Below are 22,146 nucleotides of genomic sequence, written 5' to 3'. Positions count from 1 at the left end.
TCCGGCCGTCGTTCGTGAGCAAGTGTGAGCAAGTGTGAGTAATTGACGGCGGGTGGCATTGTTTTCACCCGACCCCCTGCCCAGAATGCCGCCCCACTTGCCCTGGGAAGGGCAATGGCGCATGCCGGAGACGGTGTGCGCGGCAACCGCCGCGTTGCCGGGCCCGCGCTTGATCGACAAGCCGGGCAGGGCGCAACCGCAGTAAATCAGGGGACATCCCGTGCATCATTCAGACGATCAGGCCGATCGCGCTGCCTTTGGGCGCGCGCGTGGAAATGTGTTCGCCCGCGCCCTGCGCGGCGCCGGCTGGCGCACCGCACTTGCGGCGCTGCTGGCGCTGCCGCTGCCCGCCTTGGCGGTGGACCTGCAGATCACCACGGTCAGCGACATCGACTACGATCCGGTACCGGCCGGCGCGGATGTCCGCTACCAGGTCACGGTCACCAACGGCGTCAACGTCGATGCCGCCGACACGGTGACGATCTTCGACCTGCCGGCCGGCACCAGCCTGACCGCGCCCACGCCTTCCAGCTGCAGTGTCGCCGGGGTCGCCAGCACCGGGCTCACCCGCGTGGTCTGCGTCAACCCGACGCTGAACGATGCCAACGCCGCCACCACGCCCTACAACTTCGAGCTGTGGGTCTCCACGGTGGGCCGCGCGCCCGGCCTGATGACGCTGCGTGCGGCCATCGGCTATGCCAACGCCCTGCCGGACCTGGAAACCCCGATCACCAGCCTGGGCGCGACCGAAGCGTTCTACGGCGGCGACACCAACACCAACAACAACACCTTCATCCAGGACACCACCCTGCAGGCGGCCAGCGACCTGGCGCTGAGCAAGCAGGCCACCCCCGATCCGGTGATCGGCGGCGGTGAGGTCACCTACACCGTGACCGTCCGCAACAACGGCCCGAGCGCTGCCTCGGGCTTCACCGTGACCGACGACCTGCCGAGCGGCGTGGTGCTGGTCGCGGGCAGCCAGAGCGGTGCCGGCTGGACCTTCGACGGCGCCAACGGCACCTATGCCGGGCAGCTGGCCAACGGCGGCAGCGTCAGCTACAGCTTCCGCGCCAAGGTCAATGTCGGCAGCGGCACCGTCACCAACGCCGCCCACGTGGCCGGTGGCGTCACCCCGGATCCCCGGCCGGACAACAACACCGGCACCGTCGACACCCAGGTGACCGCGGGCGCCGACATGAGCCTCAGCAAGAAGGCCAATCCGGCGCCGGCCTCGGCCGGCCAGGAAATGACCTTCACCCTGACCCCGCGCAACCTGGGCCCCAGCGCCGCGGCCGGCATCGTGGTGGTCGACGACCTGCCCGAGGGCTTCGAGGTCCAGGGCACGCCGACGGCACCGGCCGGCTGGAGCTGCGAGGTCACCACCCCCACCCCGGGACGCCAGCGCGTGCGCTGCACCCGCAGTGGAGAGCTGGACGCCGGTGCCCAGGAGGACATCACCGTGCGCGCACTGGTGCCGTCCACCGGCCCCAACAGCGAAGGCTCGGTCACCAACACCGCGCAGGTGAGCACGACCACGCCCGACGCGAATCCGGACAACAACAGCGGCCAGGCCACCTTCACGGTGCTGCCGGATGGCGCCGACCTGGAGATGGCCAAGCGGAAGCTGCCGGAACTGGTGCCGATCTACAACGGCAGCGGCGACCGTTCCGACAGCATGCTGACCTCGGAAATGAAGGTCACCAACCTCGGCCCGCGCGCGGTCACCGGCCAGCTGCAGGTGGTCGACACCCTGGCGCTGGGCGAACAGTGGGTAGATGCCGCCGGGCTGCCGATCGCGCCCGGGACGTCGGTCAGCGTGGGCGGCGGCAACAATACCTGGAGCTGCTCCGTGGACCGTGCCTGGGACGGTCATACCGCGCAGAAGGTCACTTGCACCCTGACCGCCGCCTACCCGGTGGCCGTGGGCAGCAGCCGCAGCCTGACCCTGAACACGCTGGCACTCGCCGCCGGCGACGCGCTGACCAACCGTGCCTGCACCGGCGGTTCGGGCGGCTCGCTGGAACCGCAGACCGGCGGCAGCATCAACAGCGATCCGATTTCCGGCAACGACTGCGCCGACGGCACCGCGCGCGCCACCGCGCTGCGTGCCGACCTGAAGATCGGCAAGACCGCCACCACCCCCGATGGCGGCAAGGTGCTGACCGCGGACGAGGACTACGTGGAGTACACGCTGGTCATCGGCAACGACGGCGACGCGACCGCCGGCGTGGTGGTGGACGACCTGATCCCGAACTTCATCAACAACACCACCACGGTCACCCACATCACCGGCCTGCCCATCGGCTGGACGCACAGCGGTGCCACGGGGAGCAACAGCACCCTGACCCTGCGCTCCAACGACCAGGTCCTGGCCAAGAACGCCACGGTCACGGTCAGCTTCCGCGTCAACCGCGGCATGACCGATAGTGTCGGCCGCGCCGCCGGCACCTGCGGCACGGCCGCGATGCCGGCCGGCAGCTGGTGCAACACCGCCGGAATCGCCATCGATCCGAGCCGGCAGGGTGCGATCGGCGAGAGCAATTACCACAACAACAGCGCGTCGGACTGGGTGCAGGTGCACCCGGTGGCGGACATGGCCACCACCGCCAAGAAGATCACCTCCGGCAACCCCGGTCGTGCCGGCGTGGAGACCACCTACGTCATCGACTACCGCAACATGGGGGCCTCGGGCGTGACCGGCGTGGTGTTCCGCGACACCTTCACGCTTCCGGCCAACGATGCCGGCTTCGTGCTGATCTCCGCGGTGCGCACCGGCGGCGGCAGCACCGCCTGCACCGTGCAGACGCCGCTGGCATCGGGCATCACCGCCACGCCGGCGCCGAGTGGCATGTCCTACGCCAATACCGGTGCCAGCGATGCAGCGCTGGTCCTGCTGTGCCCGCGGCTGGAGAGCATGCCGCGGAACAACGCGCAGAGCGTGACGATCAAGATCCGTCCGAACGTCAACAGCGGCAACACCGGCCGTGAGTTCCGCAACACCGCCGACTTCTACTTCGACGTCAATGGCGACGGCGTGCCCGACAGCGCGACGTCGGGCACCCTGCCCAGCGGCGAGACCTACGACTACAACACCAACACCACCAACGACAGCAAGGAGGCCACGCTGCGCTTCGACAGCGGCAAGGTCGAGCTGATCATCAACAAGTACGACCAGGGGTTCACGGGCGGCATCGATCCGCTGGGCTACGACGCGCGTCCGGGCAACGAGGCCCAGAACCGCCTCTTCTACCAGATCAACGTCCGCAACAGCGGCCCGTCGCTGGCGACCGGCACCGTCATCACCGACACCCTGACCCCGCCGCGTCCCGACGTGAAGGTCACCTTCGTGGGCACCCGCACCGGTACCCAGACCGCGATGACCGGTCCGCTGGTGCTGGCCGAGGATCCCGCCAGCCCGTGCGCGGTCAGCGCCGGCAGCAGCAACCCGACGATCGGCGCACCGCAGGAACTGACCTGCACCATGCCCGGCGTGGGCACCAGCCCGCTGCGCGAGGGCGTGATCGCCGTCGGCTCGACCAGCTACCTGTACCTGGTCTACGAGTACGGCAATTCGCCGGAGGCCGGTGGCGACACCCTGGCCAACGAGGTCACCGTCGGCTCCAACGAGAGCAACACCGGCAACAACCACGCCAGCGAGTCGACTACCATCCGTCTCCGCGCCGACCTGGAGATGACCAAGACCGCGGTGCTGGACCAGCCGCAGCTCGATCCGACCCAGCCGCTGCCGGCCAGCGCGCCGGTGGTCAACCTGCTGCAGCCGTTCTGGTACGTGCTGGAGGTCTACAACCACGGTCCGGGGCACAGCCTGTCGCGCCTGCGTAGCGGCGACGGCCCGGCGCGCGGCAATGGCGTGGTCGTCACCGACACCCTGCCGGAGGGACTGGAAGTGCTCGGCGGCGCCGGTGCCATCCAGTGGCAGAAGCACGGCACCACCAGCGATGCCGAGGTGGTGACCACCGGCAACGGCAACTGCAGCCTGAGCAGCGACAACACGATCGACTGCCGCATGGGCGACCTGGCACTGGGCGGCCGTACCCGCATCCTGGTGCCGGTGCGCTGGACCACCTGGCCGGGCGCCGGCGACGTGCGCAACACCGCGCACACCGACAGCGACCAGCACGACCCCAATCCCGGCAACAACGACGACCCCTACGACATCAAGGTCAAGAAGTCCTCGCTGGCCGGCGTGGTGTTCGAGGACCGCGACCGTGCGGGCACCCATGGCGGCATCCAGCAGGCCGGTGAACCGGGCATCTCCGGGATCAAGCTGCGGCTGAGCGGAACCGATGCCTACGGCAATCCGCTGGGCGGGAGCACCGGCTACGTCGAGGCCACCACCGGTGCCGACGGCAGCTACGTGTTCGACCATCTGCCGCCGGCGGACACGGCCGGCTACACCCTGACCCAGATCCAGCCGACGACCTACGTCAACGGCCCGGTGAATCCGCCGACCAGCGGCGCCGAGGCTCCTTCGGCCGGCGGCGATTTCGCCACCGTCAACCCGGTCAAGACCGCCGATTCGGTCTACACCGGCATCGTGCTGCCGGCCGACACCGCCGCGGTGCGCTACAACTTCCCCGAAGTGCGGCGCCCGGCGCTGTCCGGCTACGTGTACGTGGACAGCAACTACAACGACGTCCGCGACGCCGGCGACGGCGCCATCGCCGATGCGGTGATCGAGCTGCTGGACGCGGCCACCGGCAACGTGGTGACCACGACCAAGACCAACAGCTCCGGCTTCTACACCTTCAACGACCTCGATCCGCTGACGACCTATACCCTGCGCGAGGTGCTGCCGGGCAACGGCGAGTACCGCAACCGCCCGAGCGCGGTGAACGTGGGCAGCAACGGCGGTGGCACCGCCGAGGCCGAGGATGCCACCACCGACCTCATCACCGGCATCTCGCTGGCCAGCGGCGAGGACGGCAGCGACTACAACTTCGGCGAGGACGCGGTGGCCGGCATCACCGGCACCGTGTACCTGGACCGCAACAACAACGGCAGCTTCGACGCCGGCGACGCGGCCGGCCAGGACGGCCTCAACTCGCAGCCCAACGGCGGCCTGATGGGCGTGGCCATCACCCTGGAAGGCGCGGGTCCGGACGGCATCTTCGGCACCGCCGACGATCCGGAGCCGGTGACGGTGCAGACCGACAGCAACGGCCAGTACCGCTTCGAGGAGCTGAGCGTCGGGCAGAAGTACCGCGTGACCGAGACCCAGCCCGACGGTTATGCCGACGCCGCGGAAAACAGCAGCAACGTGATCGACATCGCGGCGCTGCCGGCGGCCGGCTCGAACAACAACAACTTCGGCGAGAAGCTGGGGTCGCTGTCCGGTTCGGTCTACGAGGACTTCTCGGCCAACACCGCCACCAACGACAACGGCCAGCGCGACAGTGGCGAGCAGGGCATCGCCAACGTCACCCTGACCCTGACCGGCACCGACGTCACCGGCAAGGGCGTCACCCGCACCGCCATCACCGACAGCGACGGCAACTACCGGTTCGCCGACCTGCTGGAAGGCACCTACACGATTACCGAGACCCAGCCGGCCTACCTGGACGGCAAGCACGTGGCCGGCAACGCCGACGTGCCGGGCGACGCCTCGGTGAGCAATGTCATCAGCGACATCGGCCTGACCGCCGGGCAGGATGCCAGCGGCTACCTGTTCGGCGAACTGAAGAGCGCGCCGATCAGCGGCATCGTGTACGTGGACCATGACGACAACGGCCGCTACGACCCGGGCATCGACGTCCCGGTGCCGGGCGTCACCATCGTCATCGAGGAGGAAACCAGCCCGGGCGTGTGGACCACTGTCCACACCCAGGAGACCGGCAGCGACGGCAGCTACCTGTATGCCGACGCCGTGATCGGCCACAACTACCGCATCACCGAGACCCAGCCCGCGGGCCTGGGCCAGGGCCAGGAGAACGGCCTCGCCAGCGCGACGCCGGACGTGGTCACCATCACCGGCCTGCCGGTGGGCGGGTCGCCGGACAACAACTTCGGCGAGCTGGGAGGCACGCTTTCCGGCAACGTGTGGCTGGATGTCAACAACGACGGGGTCCGCAACGCGGGTGAACCGCCGATCGCCGGGGTCACCGTGATCCTGAGCGGCATCGATGCCAACAACGCCACGGTGAACCTGACCACCGTCACCGACATCGACGGCAGCTACCGCTTCGACAACCTGGTCAGCGGCACCTACACCGTCACCCAGGAGGCGACGCAGCCGGTGGTCACGGTGGACGGTGCCAGCGTCACCACCCTCAACGGCGTCACCCTGGCGGGCACCATCGATGGCGCTTCCAGCGGTACCGCCACCGCGGTGGCGACCACGCCGTCGGCCGTGTCCGGCATCGTGCTGGGCGCCGGCAAGCATTCGCGCGGCAACGATTTCGGCGAGATCCTGCCGGTCTCCCTGTCCGGCAGCGTGTTCCTGGACCTGGACAACGACGGTGTCCAGTCCGGCGCCGGCGAAGTCGGCCTGAAGGACGTGACCATCACCCTGACGGGGGTCGACGACCTCGGTCCGATCACACCCGTCACCCTCACCACCGATGCCGATGGCCGCTTCAGCTTCGACGGCCTGCGTCCGGGCATCTATACCGTGACCGAGCCCGACCAGCCGGCCGGCACCGCCAACGGCATCACCACCGCCGGCACCATCGGCGGCCAGAGCTCGGGTACCGCCAGCGCGGTGACCACGCTGCCCAGCACCATCACCGGCATCGACCTGAGCGTTCCGGGCGCCACCTCGGTGGACAACCTGTTCGCCGAGATCCCGCGCAGCAGCGCCATCACCGGCAAGGTCTGGCTGGACCGCAACAATGACGGCGTGGTCGATCCGGGCGAGACCGGCATCGGCGGCGTGACCGTCGAACTGGAGGGCGTCGCCGACGACGGTACGCCCATCACCCTGACCACCACGACCGAACCGGACGGCACCTACAGCTTCACCGAGCTGCCGCCGGGCACCTATACCGTGACCGAGCCGGACCAGCCCAGCGGAACGCTGGACGGCACGACCGTGGCCGGCAGCACCGGCGGTACGCCGAGCCAGCCGAACGACGGGCCGTCGAAGATCACCGGCATCAAGGTCGGCGTCGACCAGACCTCGACCGGCAACAACTTCGGCGAGATTCCGCCCGGCGGCATCGGCGGCTTCGTCTACAACGACAGCAACGACGACGGCATCAAGCAGGCCGGCGAAGGCGGCTATGCCGGCGTCACCGTGGTGCTGAGCGGGACCGACGACCTGGGCAACCCGGTCAACGTGACCATGACCACCGACGTCGACGGCAGCTACCAGTTCGACAACCTGCGCCCGGGCACCTACACCGTGACCGAACCGACGCAGCCGCCGGAGACGCTCAACGGCATCACCACCGCCGGCACCATCGACGGCAACAGCGTCGGCGTGGCCACGGACAGGGACACCGTGCCCTCGGCGATCAGCGGCATCGTGCTGCCGGTGGGGGCGTCCTCCATCGACAACAACTTCGGCGAGATCGGCGATTCGCCGGACATGCTGGTCGGCAAGTCCTCGACCACGCCGAAGTTCACCGTCAACAACGTGGCCGTCTACACCATCACCGTGCGCAACGGCGGACAGAAGGCCTCGTCCGGCGAGTACCTGGTGAGCGACCGCCTGCCGGCGGGCCTGACCCTGGCGGACACGCCGTCCGGCGACGGCTGGACCTGCACCGGCGCCCGTGGCGACAGCCGCTTCCAGTGCCGCAGTTCGGAGGTGCTCAACGCCGGCGCGACGTCGCCGTCGACGATCACCGTGCGCGCCGACGTGGCCGAATCCGCCGCGCGTGCCGGCACCGTCAACAACGCGGTGCTGGTCGAAGGTGGCGGTGAGAACGAGTTCCGCACCCCGACGCCTGCCGAGCGCGCCGCGTTCGAGGGCGAGGTGACCGACCTCCCGGTCTGCGATCCGGCCATCACCCAGAACGCCTGCCGTGTTCCCAACGAAGTGCAGCTGGCCGCCTCGGTCGGCGGCACCGTGTGGTTCGACATCGGCAGCGAGGACAGCCTGCTCGACGGCGGCGACGAACGCCTGCAGGACTGGACCGTCGAGCTGGTCGATCCGGACAGCGGCGCGGTGGTCAAGACCGCGGCCACCGCGGCCGACGGCAGTTACCGCTTCGCCGACCTGGTCCCGGGCGTGAAGTGGAACATCCAGTTCCGCGATCCGTCCTCGGGCGTGGTGTGGGCCTGGCCGGTCAACCGCGAGACCGCGGCCGGTACCGGGGTGGCGTGCGACGTCGATGCCGCGCTGGCCAATGGCGGCGCCAGCGCCTGCCGCGTCAGCGATGGCGGCAACAGCCAGCTGCAGGTGGTGCTCAAGCCGGGCGAACACCTGCCGCAGCAGAGCCTGCCGGTCGATCCGTCGGGCGTGGTCTACGACGCCACCACCCGCGATCCGGTCCCGGGCTCGATCGTGACCCTGCAGCCGGTGGGCGCGTGCAACGGCTACGACCCGCTGACCGCGATCCTCAACGCCGGCGCCGGTGGCTACACCGTCGAAGGCAACGCGGTCTCGATGACCGTGGGCACCCGCGGCTACTACCAGTTCGTGTTCGGCCCCGGTGCGCCGGCACGCTGCGAGTTCCGGCTGACGGTGGCGCCCCCGGGCGGTTACCGCTTCGTGTCGACGCTGATCGTGCCGGAGGACGGCAGCCTGTCGCCGGCCGGTGCCGCCGGCACCACCCATACGGTGCAGCCGCAGGCCACCGCACCGACCGGCGCGGTGGGCAGCGACACCCAGTACTGGCTGACCCTGTACGCCGGTTCGGCCACCGCGGGCATCGTCCACAACCACATCCCGCTGGATACCGCCGAGGCCACCGGGCTGGTGATCACCAAGACCGGTGACCGCCGGATCGCCGAGATCGGCGACACCGTGCAGTACACCATCACGGTGCGGCAGACCGCCGGCAGCCCGCTGCAGACGGTCAACATCGTGGACACCCTGCCGCGCGGCTTCACCTACATCGACGGCACCGCGCGCGTCGACGGCCGTGCGCTGGACGAGCCGCTGGGCAGGCCGGGCCCGCGCCTGGGCTTCACCCTGGGGTCGATCGACGTCGGCGGGCAGCGGGTGCTGACCTACCGCGTACGGGTCGGCGTCGGTGCGATGCAGGGCGACGGCGTCAACCGCGCCCAGGCCCACGGCTGCTCGATCGACGGCGGCTGCATCGAGCCGGTGAGCCTGACCCCGGTGCCGGGCTCGGTGCCCTCCAACCGCGCCGAGTACCGCGTGCGCGTGACCGGTGGCGTGTTCACCGAGGAAGCCTGCGTGCTGGGCAAGGTGTTCGTGGACTGCAACAACAACCACGTCCAGGACGAGGAAGAGCTGGGCATCCCGGGCGTGCGCCTGTACTTCTCCGACGGCACCTGGCTGATCTCCGACTCGGAGGGCAAGTACAGCTACTGCGGCCTGCCGCCGCAGAGCCACACGCTGAAGGTCGATCCGTCGACCCTGCCGCTCGGCGCGCGCCTGACCACCAGCAGCAACCGCAACCTGGGCGATGCCGACAGCCTGTTCCTGGACCTGAAGAACGGTGAGCTGCACCGCGCCGACTTCATCGAGGGCAGCTGCTCCAACCCGGTGCTGGAGCAGGTCAAGGCCCGCCGCACCCAGGGCGAGGTGCGCGCGCCGGAGAACGAGTCCGGGCAGTCGCCGCTGCGCTTCGAGAGCAAGCCGGTCCGTGCGCCGCAGCAGGCCACGGACTCGGCCAACCAGAGACCGATCGTGGAACCCAGACCCAACCCGCCGTCCGCATCCGCCCCGCAGGAGGTGCAGCCATGAGCCGGCGTCATTCCCTGCGCGCGGCCCCGCGCCTGAGCCTGCTGGCCTGTGCCCTGGCGACCGTGGCGATGCCGGCCCTGGCCCAGAGCGTGGGCAGCGGCCACCGCTTCACCCCGGTGCTGGGCGATGCCTCGACCCTGTACCCGCGCTCGCCGGCCAGCACCGACGCCGCGCCGGAAACCCTGGCCGCGCGCTCCGGGCAGGTGGACTACAGCCTCAACCGCGGCGTGGACAGGGTGCGCGTGGAGGTCGACCGCGACGGCGTGCCCGCAGACGGCCAGACCCCGGTGCACGTGGTGGTGCAGCTGCTGGATGGCGAAGGCAAGCCGCTGGCCGGCAAGGCGTTCGCGACCATCGAGAACAGCGGTGGGCGCATCCGCCTGCCGGGTTCGCGCACCGACGAGTTCGGCCCCGGCGCGGCCGATGCCGACAAGCTCACCCCCGGCGTGCAGTTGCTGGTGGAGGATGGCGTGGCCGAGTTCGACCTGCTGGCGCCGCACGAGCCGCAGGACGTGGTGCTGCGCATCACCGCCGGCGGGCATACCGCCGAAGGCGTGATCGGCTTCCTGCCGGAAATGCGCGAGCTGCTGGCCACCGGCCTGATCGAGGGCGTGGTCAACTTCCGCAACAAGTCCAATGCCGGGCTGATCTCGCCGGTCCAGCACCATGACGCGTTCGACCGCGACATCCGCCGCTGGGAGCGCCAGTTCAACAACGGCAAGGCGAATGCCGCCGCGCGTACCGCGTTCTTCGTCAAGGGCCGGATCAAGGGCGAGTACCTGCTGACCGCGGCCTACGACTCGGACAAGGACGTGCGCGGCCGCCTGCTGCGCGACATCCAGCCGGAGGAGTTCTACCCGGTGTACGGCGACTCGTCGCTGCGCGGCTTCGACGCGCGTTCGGCCGAACGCCTGTACGTGCGCATCGACAACCAGCGCAGCTACCTGCTGTACGGCGACTTCCAGACCGGCGACACCCTGGCCACGAGCACCGGCATCGGTGGCAGCGGCCCGGTCCCGCAGCGCAGCCTGAGCACCTACAACCGCACTGCCACCGGCCTGGGCTGGCACTTCGAAAGCGAGCGGGTGCGCAGCAACGTGTTCGCCATCGAGGATTCGCTGCGGCAGATCATCGAAGAGTTCCGCAGCCAGGGCAGCGGCCCGTACGCACTGCGCAACAACGCGGTGCTGGAAGGCAGCGAGCGCGTGGAAATGATCGTGCGCGACCGCAACCAGCCGACCCGCATCGTCTCGGTGAAGCCGTTGGCACGGCTGGTGGACTACAGCTTCGAGCCGTTCTCCGGCCGCATCCTGCTCAACCAGTTCATGCCCTCGTTCGACAGCGACCTGAACCCGGTCTCGCTGCGCATCACCTACGAGCTGGACCAGCAGACCGAGAAGTTCTGGGTGTTCGGCGCCGATGGCCAGCTCAAGGTGACCGAGCGCCTGGAAGTCGGCGCGGCGGCGGTCGAGGACCGCAACCCGCATGCGGAATTCCGCATGGGCAGTGTCAACGCCGGCTACCGCTTCGGCGAGAACACCCTGCTGGTGGCCGAGTTCGCGCGCACCCGCAGCGAGGTCAACACCAATGCGCTCAACCAGGTCACCTCGCAGGGCCTGAAGGATGTCACCGGCGAGGTGGAAGGCGACGCGTGGCGCGTCGAGTTCGCCCATGCCGGCGACAAGTTCGACGCGCGGCTGTTCGCGGCGCGCACCGACCCGGCGTTCAACAACCCGGCCTCGCCGCTGTACGGCGGCCGCGGCGAGTACAACGCGCGCTTCAGCTATGCGGTCGGTCCGCGCCTGGAGCTGTACGTGGAGGGCCTGCGCAGCGAGGACCGCAACCCGGACGGCGGCAAGCGCGAGGCCGGCGGCGCCGGCGTGCGCGTGGGCGCCACCGAGCGGCTGACAGTGGATTTCGGGCTGCGCAGCATCCGCGAGACCATCGGCGTGACGTCGCCCTGGTCGATGGGGTCGCCGTTCGGCCAGACCGGCGGCCTCACCGGCGGCTTCGCCACCGGCATGGGCGGCGGCGCGCTCGGCTACGGCCAGCAGGCGCTGGACCCGGCCACCGGGCTGATGGTGATCAACGGCTCCTCGTCCGGCAGCACGCTCACCAGCGATCTCCCGGTCGGCACCCGGCTGGAGTCGGACAGCGCCCGCTTCGGCCTCGGCTACCGCTTCAACGACCGCTTCAGCGGCGGTGCCGAGTACGAGCACAGCGTCAACGGCGAGGACCGTCGCCGGGTCGCCGCCGGCGTGGACTACCAGGTGTTCGAGCGCAGCCGGCTGTACGGCCGCTATGAGAAGCAGACCGGCCTGACCAGCGCCTACGGCATCACCACCACCGACCGCGAGGCCGATGCGCTGGTGTTCGGCGTCGACAGCACCTACCTGCGCGATACCCAGGCGTTCAGCGAGTACCGGCTGCGCGACGCGATCAGCGGCCGCGACGTCCAGGCCGCCTCCGGCATCCGCAACACCTGGGACATCCGCGAAGGCCTGCGCCTGAGCAGCTCGGCCGAACGGGTCAACGTGATCGCCGGCGACACCGGCGACAGCACCGGCCTGGCGCTGGCGCTGGACTACAGCGCCAACCCGCTGTGGCGCGGCGCCCTGCGCGTGGAGCACCGGATCTCCGAGGACGTGCCGCACACCGAGGTCAACGAGGCGTTCGACACCACCCTGGTGCAGTTCATGGTGGCGCGCAAGCTCAGCCGCGACTGGACCCTGCTGGGACGCAACTACCTGCTGGCGACCAACTACAAGGAACGGGGCGACGTCCTGCAGGACCGCTTCCAGCTGGGCTTGGCCTACCGCGACACCGACCGCAACCGGGTCAACGCGCTGATGCGCTACGAGTACAAGCTCGAGCGCGACGAGAGCGGCCTGACCCTGGTCGGCGGCCAGGCGGTGAACGGCACCAGCCAGGACGTGCGCACCCGCGCCCATATCGTCTCCTCGCATGCCGACTGGCACCCGTCGCGGCCGTGGTGGCTGACCGGGCGCGTGGCCGGCAAGTGGCAGCGCGACCAGTTCGCCTACAGCGACGGCGGCCGCGTCAACAGCAGCTTCCGCGCCGTGCTGTTCTCCGGTCGGATCGTCTACGACATCACCGAGAACTGGGACGTCGGCGTGCTCGGCTCGACCTTCCGCGGCCAGTACGGCGCCAACCAGTACGCCTACGGCGTGGAAGTGGGCCGCCTGCTGCGGCAGAACCTGTGGCTGTCGGCCGGCTACAACTGGACCGGCTTCGAAGGCGACCGCGACCTCAACGGCTACGAGTACACCCAGCAGGGGCTGTTCCTGCGCCTGCGCTTCAAGTTCGACGAAGACCTTTTCCGCCGTGACCCGGTCCGCTACCGCGACCCGGCCCGCTGAGGACGACCCGATGAAATCACCGCATACCCGTTCCCCCCTGTCGCGCGCACTGCTGGCCGCCGCCGTCCTGTCCGCCGTCGCCGGCACCGCCGGCGCCCAGCAGACCCGGCTCCTGCCGCAGGAAAAGCGCATCACCGACGAGGCCATCCATGCCGACCTGCAGGGCTACGACGCCACCCAGGGCCGCATCCAGGCGCTCAACGATGCCGGCCGCCCGGTCCGCGACTACCACCTGTCCAAGGCGCAGTGCTGGCTGGACGTGTCCTTCCACGAATACACCCGCAACGACCGCAGCGCGTTCCCGCAGGAAGCGCTGACCGAGTCGGAGAAGCTGATCGTGGACATGGAGAACGGCATTTCGCCGATCCCCACCGACACCCCGCTGGTGAACGGCGCCAAGTACCTGCGCGACGACCTGTGGCAGCGCCTGAAGGCGATCCACGGCACCCCGGGCTTCGCCTGCGCGCAGCAGGCCGTGGCCTGCGGCGAGGTCGAGCTGGTGCACGCCGGCAACGAGTTCAACCAGCAGCAGTGGCGCCATTCCAAGCCGTACATCCAGATCGCCGAGGACCTGGTCAACGACGCCGAGGCGATGGCGCGGCAGTGCGGCGTCGCCGCGGAGGGCCCCGCCCCGGCGGCGCCGGCCCCCGGCCCGCTGATCGCCAATGTGCTGTTCGAGTTCGACCGCGACGGCTACCGCGACATCCGCACCTATTCGCTGGACAGCATCGACCGCGCCCTGGCGACGATCGCCGAGGAGCGGCGGACCCTGGCCGGGGTCACCCTGGTCGGTCACGCCGACCGCATGCAGGGCCGCGGCTTCGACTACAACCAGGGGCTGTCGCAGCGTCGTGCGCAGACCGTGCGCGAGCTGCTGGTCGGCCGTGGCATCGATCCGGCCAGCATCGGCTACGAGTACCGCGGCGATACCGAGCAGGTGCAGCAGTGTGACGGCGTCAAGCCGCGCGCGGCGCTGCTGGAGTGCCTGCTGCCGAACCGCCGCGTGGAAGTGCGCTTCGACCTGGCCGACTGACCCGGTGCGGCGGGGGCCCGGGGCTCAGCGCCGGGCGCCGGCCGCGGCCGGCGGCAGCCAGGACATCGGGCGGCTGCTGCCGAGCGCGATCCAGCCCTGGGCGGCGGCCCGCTCGGGATCGCGCAGCACCGCATGCAGGTCGGCCTCGCGGCCCTGGGGGTGGCCCCACAGCCCGGCCCAGCCGCCGCCGCCGCTGCGGCGCGCCACCTGCAGCGCGCGGCTGACCGCGCGCAGGGTGTCGGCGTTGTCCGGGGTGGTGCCGGGGAACAGCGGGTGGGCGACGATGCCCGCCGAGACGCTGGGCGTCAGGCACTGCCCGTGGGCGACATCCACCTGCAACCGCTCGATGCGGCGGCACAGGTGGGCGGCCAGGGCGAAGGCCGCGGCCTGCGCGGTGTCGGCGCGGATCACCACGAACGTCGCGCCGCCCCAGCGCAGCACCCGGTCATGGGCATCGCAGTGCTCGACCAGGGCATCGGCGACCGCCCGCAGCAGCACGTCGCCGGCGGCGTGGCCGTGCAGGTCGTTGAGCGCCTTGAAGCCGTCGATCTCCAGCAGCAGCACCGCGGTGCGCTGCGCGCCGCTGGCGCTGGCGACCGCCGCATTGAGCAGGTATTCGGCCTCGCGGCGGTTGGGCAGCCCGGTGAGCGCATCGGTGATGCCCAGCTGGCGCAGCCGCCGCTGCTGGCGGCGCATGCGCAGGTAGAGGCCGCCGCCGAGCAGCAGGAACACCACCGCCGCGGTGAGGGCGGCGTTGCGCAGCAGCCGGTCGCGGCTGGCCTCCTGCACGGCATTGGTGCGGATCGGGTCCAGGGCCTGTTCGGCCTTGGCCTGCAGCCGCGCCAGCCGGTTGAGGCTGTCGCCCTTCATCCGCGACTGGTCGAGCTGCCGCGCCCGGCGCAGGTAGTCGCGGGCCTGGTCGGCCTCGCCCAGCGCGATGCTGATCTCGGTCAGCAGGTCGAGGCTGTCGCGGACGCCCTCCGGGAACTTGCCGGGCTCGGCCACCGCCAGTGCCTCCTCGGCGAAGCCGCGCGCGGCCTCCAGCTGCGCCTGTTCCAGGGCGATGCGCGCCAGCCGCTGCAGGGTGACCACCTGGCCCAGCGGGTCGTTGTCCTTCTGCCACGGCAGCAGCGCCGCCAGCTGCTGCCGCGCATGGTCGAGGTCGCCGGCCGCGTGCAGCAGCTCGGCGCGGTGGCCGCGCACCCGGTGCAGGATCACGTCCTGGTCGGACACCCGCCGGGCGATCGCCTCGACGCGGGCGAAGGCGCGCTCGGCGTCCTCGTAGCGCTTCAGGCGCAGCAGCGTGTAGCCGTAGTTGTAGTGCAGCATCACGTCCTGCGGCAGCGCCGGGCGGCGCAGGTGGTGCGACAGGGCGATCGCCTGCTGCTGGTAGCGCAGCGCGCCTTCGGGGTCGTCCATCTGTTCGGCGCGGATCAGCGAGATCCCGGTCAGCGCGGTGATCTGCGCGCTGATGTCGGCCTCGGCGACGCCCAGCTCCAGCATCGTCTCGAGCAGTTGCAGGCCCTGTTGGGTCTGGCCATTGCGCTGCAGCAGGGCGGCCGCGAAGCGCATCGCGCGGTCGCGGTCCTCGGTTGCCAGGCCGGGGGTGGTCATCAACGCCTGCAGGCGGGCGGCGGCCTCCAGGCTGCCCTCGCCATGGCCGAGCAGATGCAGCGCATAGCCCTGGCAGCTCACCGCGCCGATCTCCACCGGGATGGGCAGCGCCGGCATCGCCAGCAGCTCGTTGGCGATCGTCAGCGCTTCGGGCGGCGAGCCATGCATCACCGCATGGCAGTTCGTCACCTGGTCCATCAAGCGCGCGTCGGCCTGCGCGGGGGCGGCCAGCGCCACGGACAGCAGGCAGGACCACCGGAGGAACAGGCGGGCGGTGCGGGGGGGGCAGGACATCAAGGGTGCGCTTCCGGACGGAGTAGGAGGCCGTTCCGGGCGCGGGTGGCTGAAGGCGGCCCGGCGCCGGCGGCGGATGGACCGTAATATAGCGCCGTTCATCCAGACGACGTGCCACGCCCCGGCCGCGGGCCCCCTTGCCGATGCCCCCATACTCCCCGTCCCCGGGGGAACCCGACGGTTCCCTGCCGCTTCCACCCGCCACCCCCGCCCGCTGGAGGGAGCGGGTCGCCAGTGCGCCGCGCGCACGCGCGGCGGCCATGCTGCGGCGCCTGCTGCTGGTGATGGCCTGCTACCAGGTGCTGCTCCTGCTGTGGGCGCCGGCCACCCTGGTCTCGCCGTCGCTGCTGCTGGGGGTGGGCGGGGTGCTGGCGTGCCTGGTGCCGCTGCTGCCGCTGCGGCGGGGCCGGCTGCGGCTCGCGGCGGCGCTGTTCGTGCTGCTCAACCTGCTGCTGGCGACGGTGGCGTACGCCAGCTGGGGGCTGCGGGCGCAGATGCCCGGGCAGCTGCTGCAACTGTTGCCGGTGCTGCTGGCCGGCGCGGTGCTGGGGCGGCGGGCGCTGTGGCTGGCGGCGATCTGGCTGTGCGCGCTGCTGGTGGTGGGGGCCTGGCTGGACGCGGCCGGCGGTTTCTACCATCCGGCGCGGGTGGCGCTGGCCACCCGCGACCTGGCCCTGGCGGGCCTGGGCGTGCTGATGGCCGCCTTCGTGCTCGACCAGTGCATGTCCTCGATGCGCGACAACCTGCGCCTCTCCCGCCGCCGCGAGGCCGACCTGGCGCGGCGCCGCGACGAACTGCAGCTGGAGATGGAGGAGAAGGAGCGTTCGCACGCGCAGCTGGCGCATGCGCTGCGGATCGAGAACGTGGAGCGCCTGGCCAGTGGCGTGGCGCACGACTTCAACCACCTGCTGGGGCTGATCATGGGCTATGCCGGCAAGGAACGCCGCAGCGACGACCCGGAGGAACTCAAGGCGGCGCTGCGCGGGGTGGAGTCGGCGGCACGGCGGGCCAAGGCGGTGACCGTGCGGCTGCTGGATTTCAGCCGCCAGGACGTGGCGCGGCCGCAGCTGCTGGACGCCGCGCGCACCGTGGCGGCGATGGAGCCGATGCTGCGCCAGCTGTTCGACGCGCGGGTGGCGTTCGAGCTGGACACCGGCCAGGTGCAGCGGCAGATCCATTTCGATCCGGCGCAGCTGGAGCTGCTGCTGCTGAGCCTGGCCGCCAACGCGCAGCAGGCCATGCCCGACGGCGGCCGCTTCCGCCTGGCCCTGGCCTGCCCGCCGCCGGGGGAGGAGCTGCGCATCGAGGTCCGCGACAGCGGCCACGGCATGAGCGAAGAGGTCCGCCAGCGCTGCCTGGAGCCGTTCTTCACCACCAAGCCCAGCGGCCAGGGCACCGGCCTGGGCCTGGCGGTGGCGGCCAACCTGGTGGCCGCCGCCGGCGGCCGCATCGAGGTCGCCAGCGCGCTGGGCGAGGGCAGCTGCTTCCGCCTGTACCTGCCGGCGCGTCCCCCGGCGGTGGACGTGTCGCCGCGCTCCGAGGACGACGTGGCCATTCCCTATTGAGCCGCATGCCCTGGTGCCGGGCGCGCGCCGGCTACACTGGGCCGCGGCCCGTCCGGAAACTCGCCCTTGGTCTCTAGCTGGATCCTGCTGCTGGTCTCGCTCGGCTACGCCGCCCTGCTGTTCGGCGTGGCGTGGTGGGGCGACCGCCGGCCGCTGTACCCGGACCGGCCCTGGCTGCGGCCGGTGGTCTACAGCCTGGCGCTGGCGGTGTACTGCTCGTCATGGACCTTCTACGGCGCGGTCGGCACCGCGGTGCGCTACGGCATCGGCTACCTGCCGATCTACCTGGGGCCGCTGCTGCTGCTGCTGTTCGGCTGGCGCATCATCGAGCGGCTGGCGCTGATCGCGCGCAGCGAGAACGTCGTCTCGATCGCCGACTTCATTTCCTCCCGCTACGGCCGTTCGCGGCGGCTGGCGGCGCTGGTGGCGTTGATCGCGCTGATCGGCGTGGTGCCGTACCTGGCGCTGCAGTACAAGGCGGTGGCGATGAGCCTGCAGGTGCTCACCGGCGACGCTGGCGGCGGCGGCGTGCTGCGCGACCCGGCGCTCTACGTGGCACTGCTGATGGCGTTGTTCGCCACCCTGTTCGGCACCCGCCAGGTGGACGCTACCGAACACCACCACGGCATGATGCTGGCCATCGCCCTGGAGTCGATGATCAAGCTGCTTGCGATCGTGGCGCTGGGCGTGTTCGCCTACGTGTGGCTGGCCGACCGCGGCACCACGGTGGTGCAGTCGGCGCGCACGCTGTTCGAGGCGACACCGCCGGTCGGCTTCGTGTCTCAGACCCTGCTCAGCTTCCTTGCGCTGGTGTGCCTGCCGCGGCAGTTCCACGTGGCGGTGGTGGAGTGCGGCGACGTCGGCGACGTGCGCCGCGCGCGCTGGCTGTTCGGCGGCTACCTGGTGCTGATCTCGCTGATGATCGTGCCGATCGCGGTGGCCGGCACCGCGCTGCTCGGCAGTGGCGGCGTGGCCGATGACGGGCTGGTGCTGGCGCTGCCGATGAGCGACGGCAACACCGCGCTGGCGCTGGTGGCTTACGTGGGCGGGTTCTCGGCCGCCACCGGCATGGTGATCGTGTCCTCGATCGCGCTGGCGACGATGATCAGCAACGACCTGGTGATGCCGCTGCTGCTGCGCCGCAGTGGCGGGCACCGGGTGGCCGCCGACGTCGCCTCGCGGGTGCTGTGGACCCGTCGCCTGGCGATCCTGCTGCTGGCGCTGGTGGCCTACGGCTACTACCGCGGCAGCGACAACGACACCATGCTGGCCACCTACGGGCTGATGGCCTTCGCCGCGGTGGCGCAGTTCGCCCCCGGCCTGCTCGGCGGGCTGTACTGGCGCGGCGCCAGCCGCCGCGGGGTAGGCACCGGCATGATGGTGGGCTTCGGGGTGTGGGTGTACACCCTGCTGCTGCCGGCGCTCAGCCATGGCGGCTGGCTCGACCTGGCGCTGGTCGAGCGCGGCCCGTTCGGCATCGCCTGGCTGCGGCCGGAACAGCTGTTCGGCCTGAGCGGCTGGGATGCGCTGACCCACGGCACGTTCTGGTCGCTGCTGCTCAACACCGCCACCATGCTGCTGGTGTCGATGCGCTGGCGCCCCGGGGTCGCCGAGCGCCTGCGCGCGGGGCCGTTCCTGGAACCGTACGCGCAGCGTCCGGTGGTGGTCGGCGACTGGCCCGCGCACGTCAAGGTGCGCGACCTGCTGGCGCTGGCCACCCGGGTGGTGGGCGAACAGCGCGCGCAGCGCGCCTTCGCCGACCAGGCGCAGGCGCTGCAGCGGGAGCTGCAGCCGGCCGCGGCCGCCGACCGCGCCTGGGTGCAGTTCAGCGAGCGCCTGCTCGCCGCCTCGATCGGCGCGGCGTCGGCGCGGCTGTTGCTGACCAGCCTGCTGCGCGGCTCCGGCATGGACCTGGGCGAGGTGGTAGCGGTGCTCGACGAGGCCGGCCAGGAGCTGCGCTTCAACCGCGAGATCCTGTCGACCACGCTGGAGAACATCAGCGCCGGAGTCAGCGTGGTCGACCCGGACATGCGCCTGACCGCCTGGAACCGCCGTTACCAGCAGATGTTCGGCTACCCCGACGGCATGCTCTACGTCGGCCGCCCGGTGGCCGACCTGATCCGCTACAACGCCGAGCGCGGCGAGCTGGGCGAGGGCGACATCGAGCTGCAGATCGACCGCCGCATCGCCCACATGCGCGCCGGGACCGCGCACGTGTTCGAGCGCACCGATGCCGACGGCAAGGTCATCGAGCTGCGCGGCCAGGCGCTGCCCGGCGGCGGCTATGTCACCAGCTACAACGACATCACCGACTTCAAGCACGCCGAGCGCGCGCTTCTGGAGGCCAACGAGACCCTCGAGCAGCGGGTGGCCGAGCGCTCGCAGGCCGCCGAACTGGCGCAGCAGTCCAAGACCCGCTTCCTCGCCGCGATCAGCCACGATGTGCTGCAGCCGCTCAACGCCGCGCGCCTGTTCGCCTCGGCGCTGCGTGACGGCGCGCAGGAGAACGAGGAACAGCGCTACCTGGCCGAGCGCGTGGACGCCTCGCTGCGCGCCGCCGAGGAACTGCTCGATGGCCTGCTGGACGTATCGCGGCTGGAGGCCGGCGGCCTGCGCCCGGCCCTGGCCGACTTCGACGCCGCCGCACTGGTGCGCGAGCTGGCCGCGCAGTACACCCCGGTGGCGGCCGGGCGCGGCCTGCGCCTGCACGTGTTCGCGCGCCCGGCCTGGGTGTACAGCGATCGCCGGCTGCTGCGCCGCGTGCTGCAGAACTTCATGGCCAATGCGCTGCGCTACACCCGGCATGGCCGCATCGTGCTGGCGCTGCGCGCGCGTGGCGCCCGGGTCGAGCTGCAGGTGTGGGATACCGGGCCGGGGATTCCCGAGCACCACATGCGGCAGATCTTCAACGAGTTCCACCGCTACCCGCAGCCGTTCGACTGGGGCGAGCAGGGGCTGGGCCTGGGGCTGTCGATCTGCCAGCGCATCTCGCGCCTGCTCGGCCACGCGCTCAACGCCCGCAGCCAGCCTGGACGCGGCAGCATGTTCTCCATCACCCTGCCGCGGGTACCGGCGCCCGCGGTGCCGCCACCGCCGCGGGCCGCCGGCCCGGCCGCCAGCGACAATGCCCTGGCCGGGCTGCGCGTGCTGTGCCTGGACAACGACCAGGAGATCCTCGACGGCATGCGCGCACTGCTGGGGCGCTGGCAGGTGCAGGTGATCGCCGCCAGCACCGTGGACATCGCCCTGCAGAAGCTGTCCGAAGACCCCGACGTGATACTGGCCGACTACCACCTGCACGACCGCATGCACGGGCTGGACGCCCTGGTCGCGCTGCGCGAGGCCGCGGGCCGGCCCCTGCCCGGCGCCCTGCTCACCGCCGATGGCCGCGACGAACTGAAGCGCCAGGCACGCGAGTGCGGCTACCGGGTGCTGACCAAGCCGGTGAAACCGGCCTCCCTGCGCGCCTTCCTCACCGCCTGGCGGCTGTAGCGCCGGGCCGCACCCGGTGGGGCGTTGTCGGTGATGCTCCAGTGGGGCGTGGCCCCGCTCTACAGGGGTGGCAGGTTGCCGGGCCCGGTCGCGCCGGGCCGTGCCCGGCGGGGTGTTGCCGCTGGTGTCCCAGCGGGGCGTGGCCCCGCTCTACAGGAGGGGGGCAAGTTGTCGAGTTCGGTAGCGCCGGGCCGTGCCCGGCGGGGCGTTGCCGGTGATGCCCCGCCGCGGCCCCGCTCTGTAATGGGCGGGCGCTGCCGTGTGGCCGGGTCAGGCGGCGCCGGTCAGGTGTTCGTGCAGGATGCTGGCGCCGACGATGATCAGGATCACGCCGCCGGCGATCTCGGCGCGCTTGCCGACCAGTGCGCCGAGGGCGCGGCCGAGCATGATGCCGAGGGTCACCATGACCAGGGTGCATACGCCGATGACCAGCGCGACCATGCCGATGTGCACGTCGAAGAACGCCAGGCTCACGCCGACCGCGGCGGCGTCGATGCTGGTCGCCAGGCCGGTGGCGGCCAGGGTCCAGAAGCGGTGGTGGCGGTTGTCGTCGTCGTCGCCGGCGTCCTCGGGGTCGGCGCGCAGGCCGGCCACGATCATGTGCGCGCCGAGTGCGCCGAGCAGTATGAAGGCGATCCAGTGGTCGAAGGCCTCGACGTACTGCGAGGTGGCGCGGCCCAGCAGCCAGCCGAGCACCGGCGTGATTGCTTCGATGGTGCCGAAGATCAGGCCGGCGCGCAGGGCGTCGCGCAGCCGCGGCCGGCGCATCGCCGCGCCCTTGCCGATCGCCGCGGCAAAGGCGTCGGTGGACATGGCGAAGCCGACAAGCAGGATGGAGATCGGGGACATCGGGTTTACCTGGTCGGGCGGACGCGGTCGGCACACGGCGCGCCCAACCGGAAGTTGCGCACGCGTGCCGCTGGTCTC

7 protein-coding genes are annotated in these 22,146 nt (G+C 71.1%); 5 read left to right on the top strand and 2 right to left on the bottom strand.

The features are described 5' to 3' along the window. Window positions 1-277 precede the first annotated feature (277 nt). The 3 genes from K5L01_RS08930 to K5L01_RS08920 are packed head-to-tail and all read left to right on the top strand — an operon-like array spanning window position 278 to window position 14,254. A complete protein-coding gene (locus tag K5L01_RS08930) occupies window positions 278-9,841 on the top strand; it encodes an SdrD B-like domain-containing protein (protein ID WP_250064005.1) in 9,564 nt (3,187 codons plus the stop codon). Further along, window positions 9,838-13,221, top strand: a complete 3,384-nt coding sequence (locus K5L01_RS08925) for a hypothetical protein (RefSeq protein ID WP_250064003.1) — start codon at window positions 9,838-9,840, stop codon at window positions 13,219-13,221. Before K5L01_RS08930 ends, K5L01_RS08925 begins: the two co-directional genes overlap by 4 nt. A 10-nt stretch (window positions 13,222-13,231) precedes the next feature. Then, window positions 13,232-14,254, top strand: coding sequence for an OmpA family protein (locus tag K5L01_RS08920; RefSeq protein WP_250064001.1), 1,023 nt, complete (start codon window positions 13,232-13,234; stop codon window positions 14,252-14,254). A gap of 24 nt (window positions 14,255-14,278) precedes the next feature. Here the strand turns inward: K5L01_RS08920 and K5L01_RS08915 are convergent, their stop codons facing one another. Continuing rightward, a complete protein-coding gene (locus tag K5L01_RS08915) occupies window positions 14,279-16,162 on the bottom strand; it encodes a GGDEF domain-containing protein (RefSeq protein ID WP_250063999.1) in 1,884 nt (627 codons plus the stop codon). A gap of 260 nt (window positions 16,163-16,422) precedes the next feature. Here K5L01_RS08915 and K5L01_RS08910 point away from each other — a divergent pair, with 260 nt between their 5' ends. Together K5L01_RS08910 and K5L01_RS08905 are read left to right on the top strand one after the other, a co-directional pair. Further along, complete coding sequence (locus K5L01_RS08910) at window positions 16,423-17,727, top strand: sensor histidine kinase (RefSeq protein ID WP_250063998.1); 1,305 nt, start codon at window positions 16,423-16,425, stop codon at window positions 17,725-17,727. 66 nt (window positions 17,728-17,793) lie between these two features. Beyond that, window positions 17,794-21,219, top strand: a complete 3,426-nt coding sequence (locus K5L01_RS08905; protein WP_250063996.1) for a hybrid sensor histidine kinase/response regulator — start codon at window positions 17,794-17,796, stop codon at window positions 21,217-21,219. Window positions 21,220-21,489: 270 nt separating this feature from the next. On the opposite strand, the gene K5L01_RS08900 is transcribed toward K5L01_RS08905, so the two are convergent. Next, window positions 21,490-22,068, bottom strand: coding sequence for a manganese efflux pump MntP (locus K5L01_RS08900; protein ID WP_250063994.1), 579 nt, complete (start codon window positions 22,066-22,068; stop codon window positions 21,490-21,492). Between the last annotated feature and the right edge of the window lie 78 nt (window positions 22,069-22,146).

This window comes from Stenotrophomonas mori, from assembly GCF_023556335.1.
GTDB lineage: Bacteria > Pseudomonadota > Gammaproteobacteria > Xanthomonadales > Xanthomonadaceae > Stenotrophomonas > Stenotrophomonas mori.
The sequence above is the reverse complement of the archived record's forward strand: the minus strand, read 5'-3'. Positions and strand labels throughout refer to the sequence as shown.

Excerpts from the sequence above, each read along its gene's own strand:
- K5L01_RS08925 (WP_250064003.1), top strand. The coding sequence starts at position 9,838 with ATGAGCCGGCGTCATTCCCTGCGCGCGGCCCCGCGCCTGAGCCTGCTG.
- K5L01_RS08920 (WP_250064001.1), top strand. The coding sequence starts at position 13,232 with ATGAAATCACCGCATACCCGTTCCCCCCTGTCGCGCGCACTGCTGGCC.
- K5L01_RS08915 (WP_250063999.1), bottom strand. The coding sequence starts at position 16,162 with ATGTCCTGCCCCCCCCGCACCGCCCGCCTGTTCCTCCGGTGGTCCTGC.
- K5L01_RS08910 (WP_250063998.1), top strand. The coding sequence starts at position 16,423 with ATGCTGCGGCGCCTGCTGCTGGTGATGGCCTGCTACCAGGTGCTGCTC.
- K5L01_RS08900 (WP_250063994.1), bottom strand. The coding sequence starts at position 22,068 with ATGTCCCCGATCTCCATCCTGCTTGTCGGCTTCGCCATGTCCACCGAC.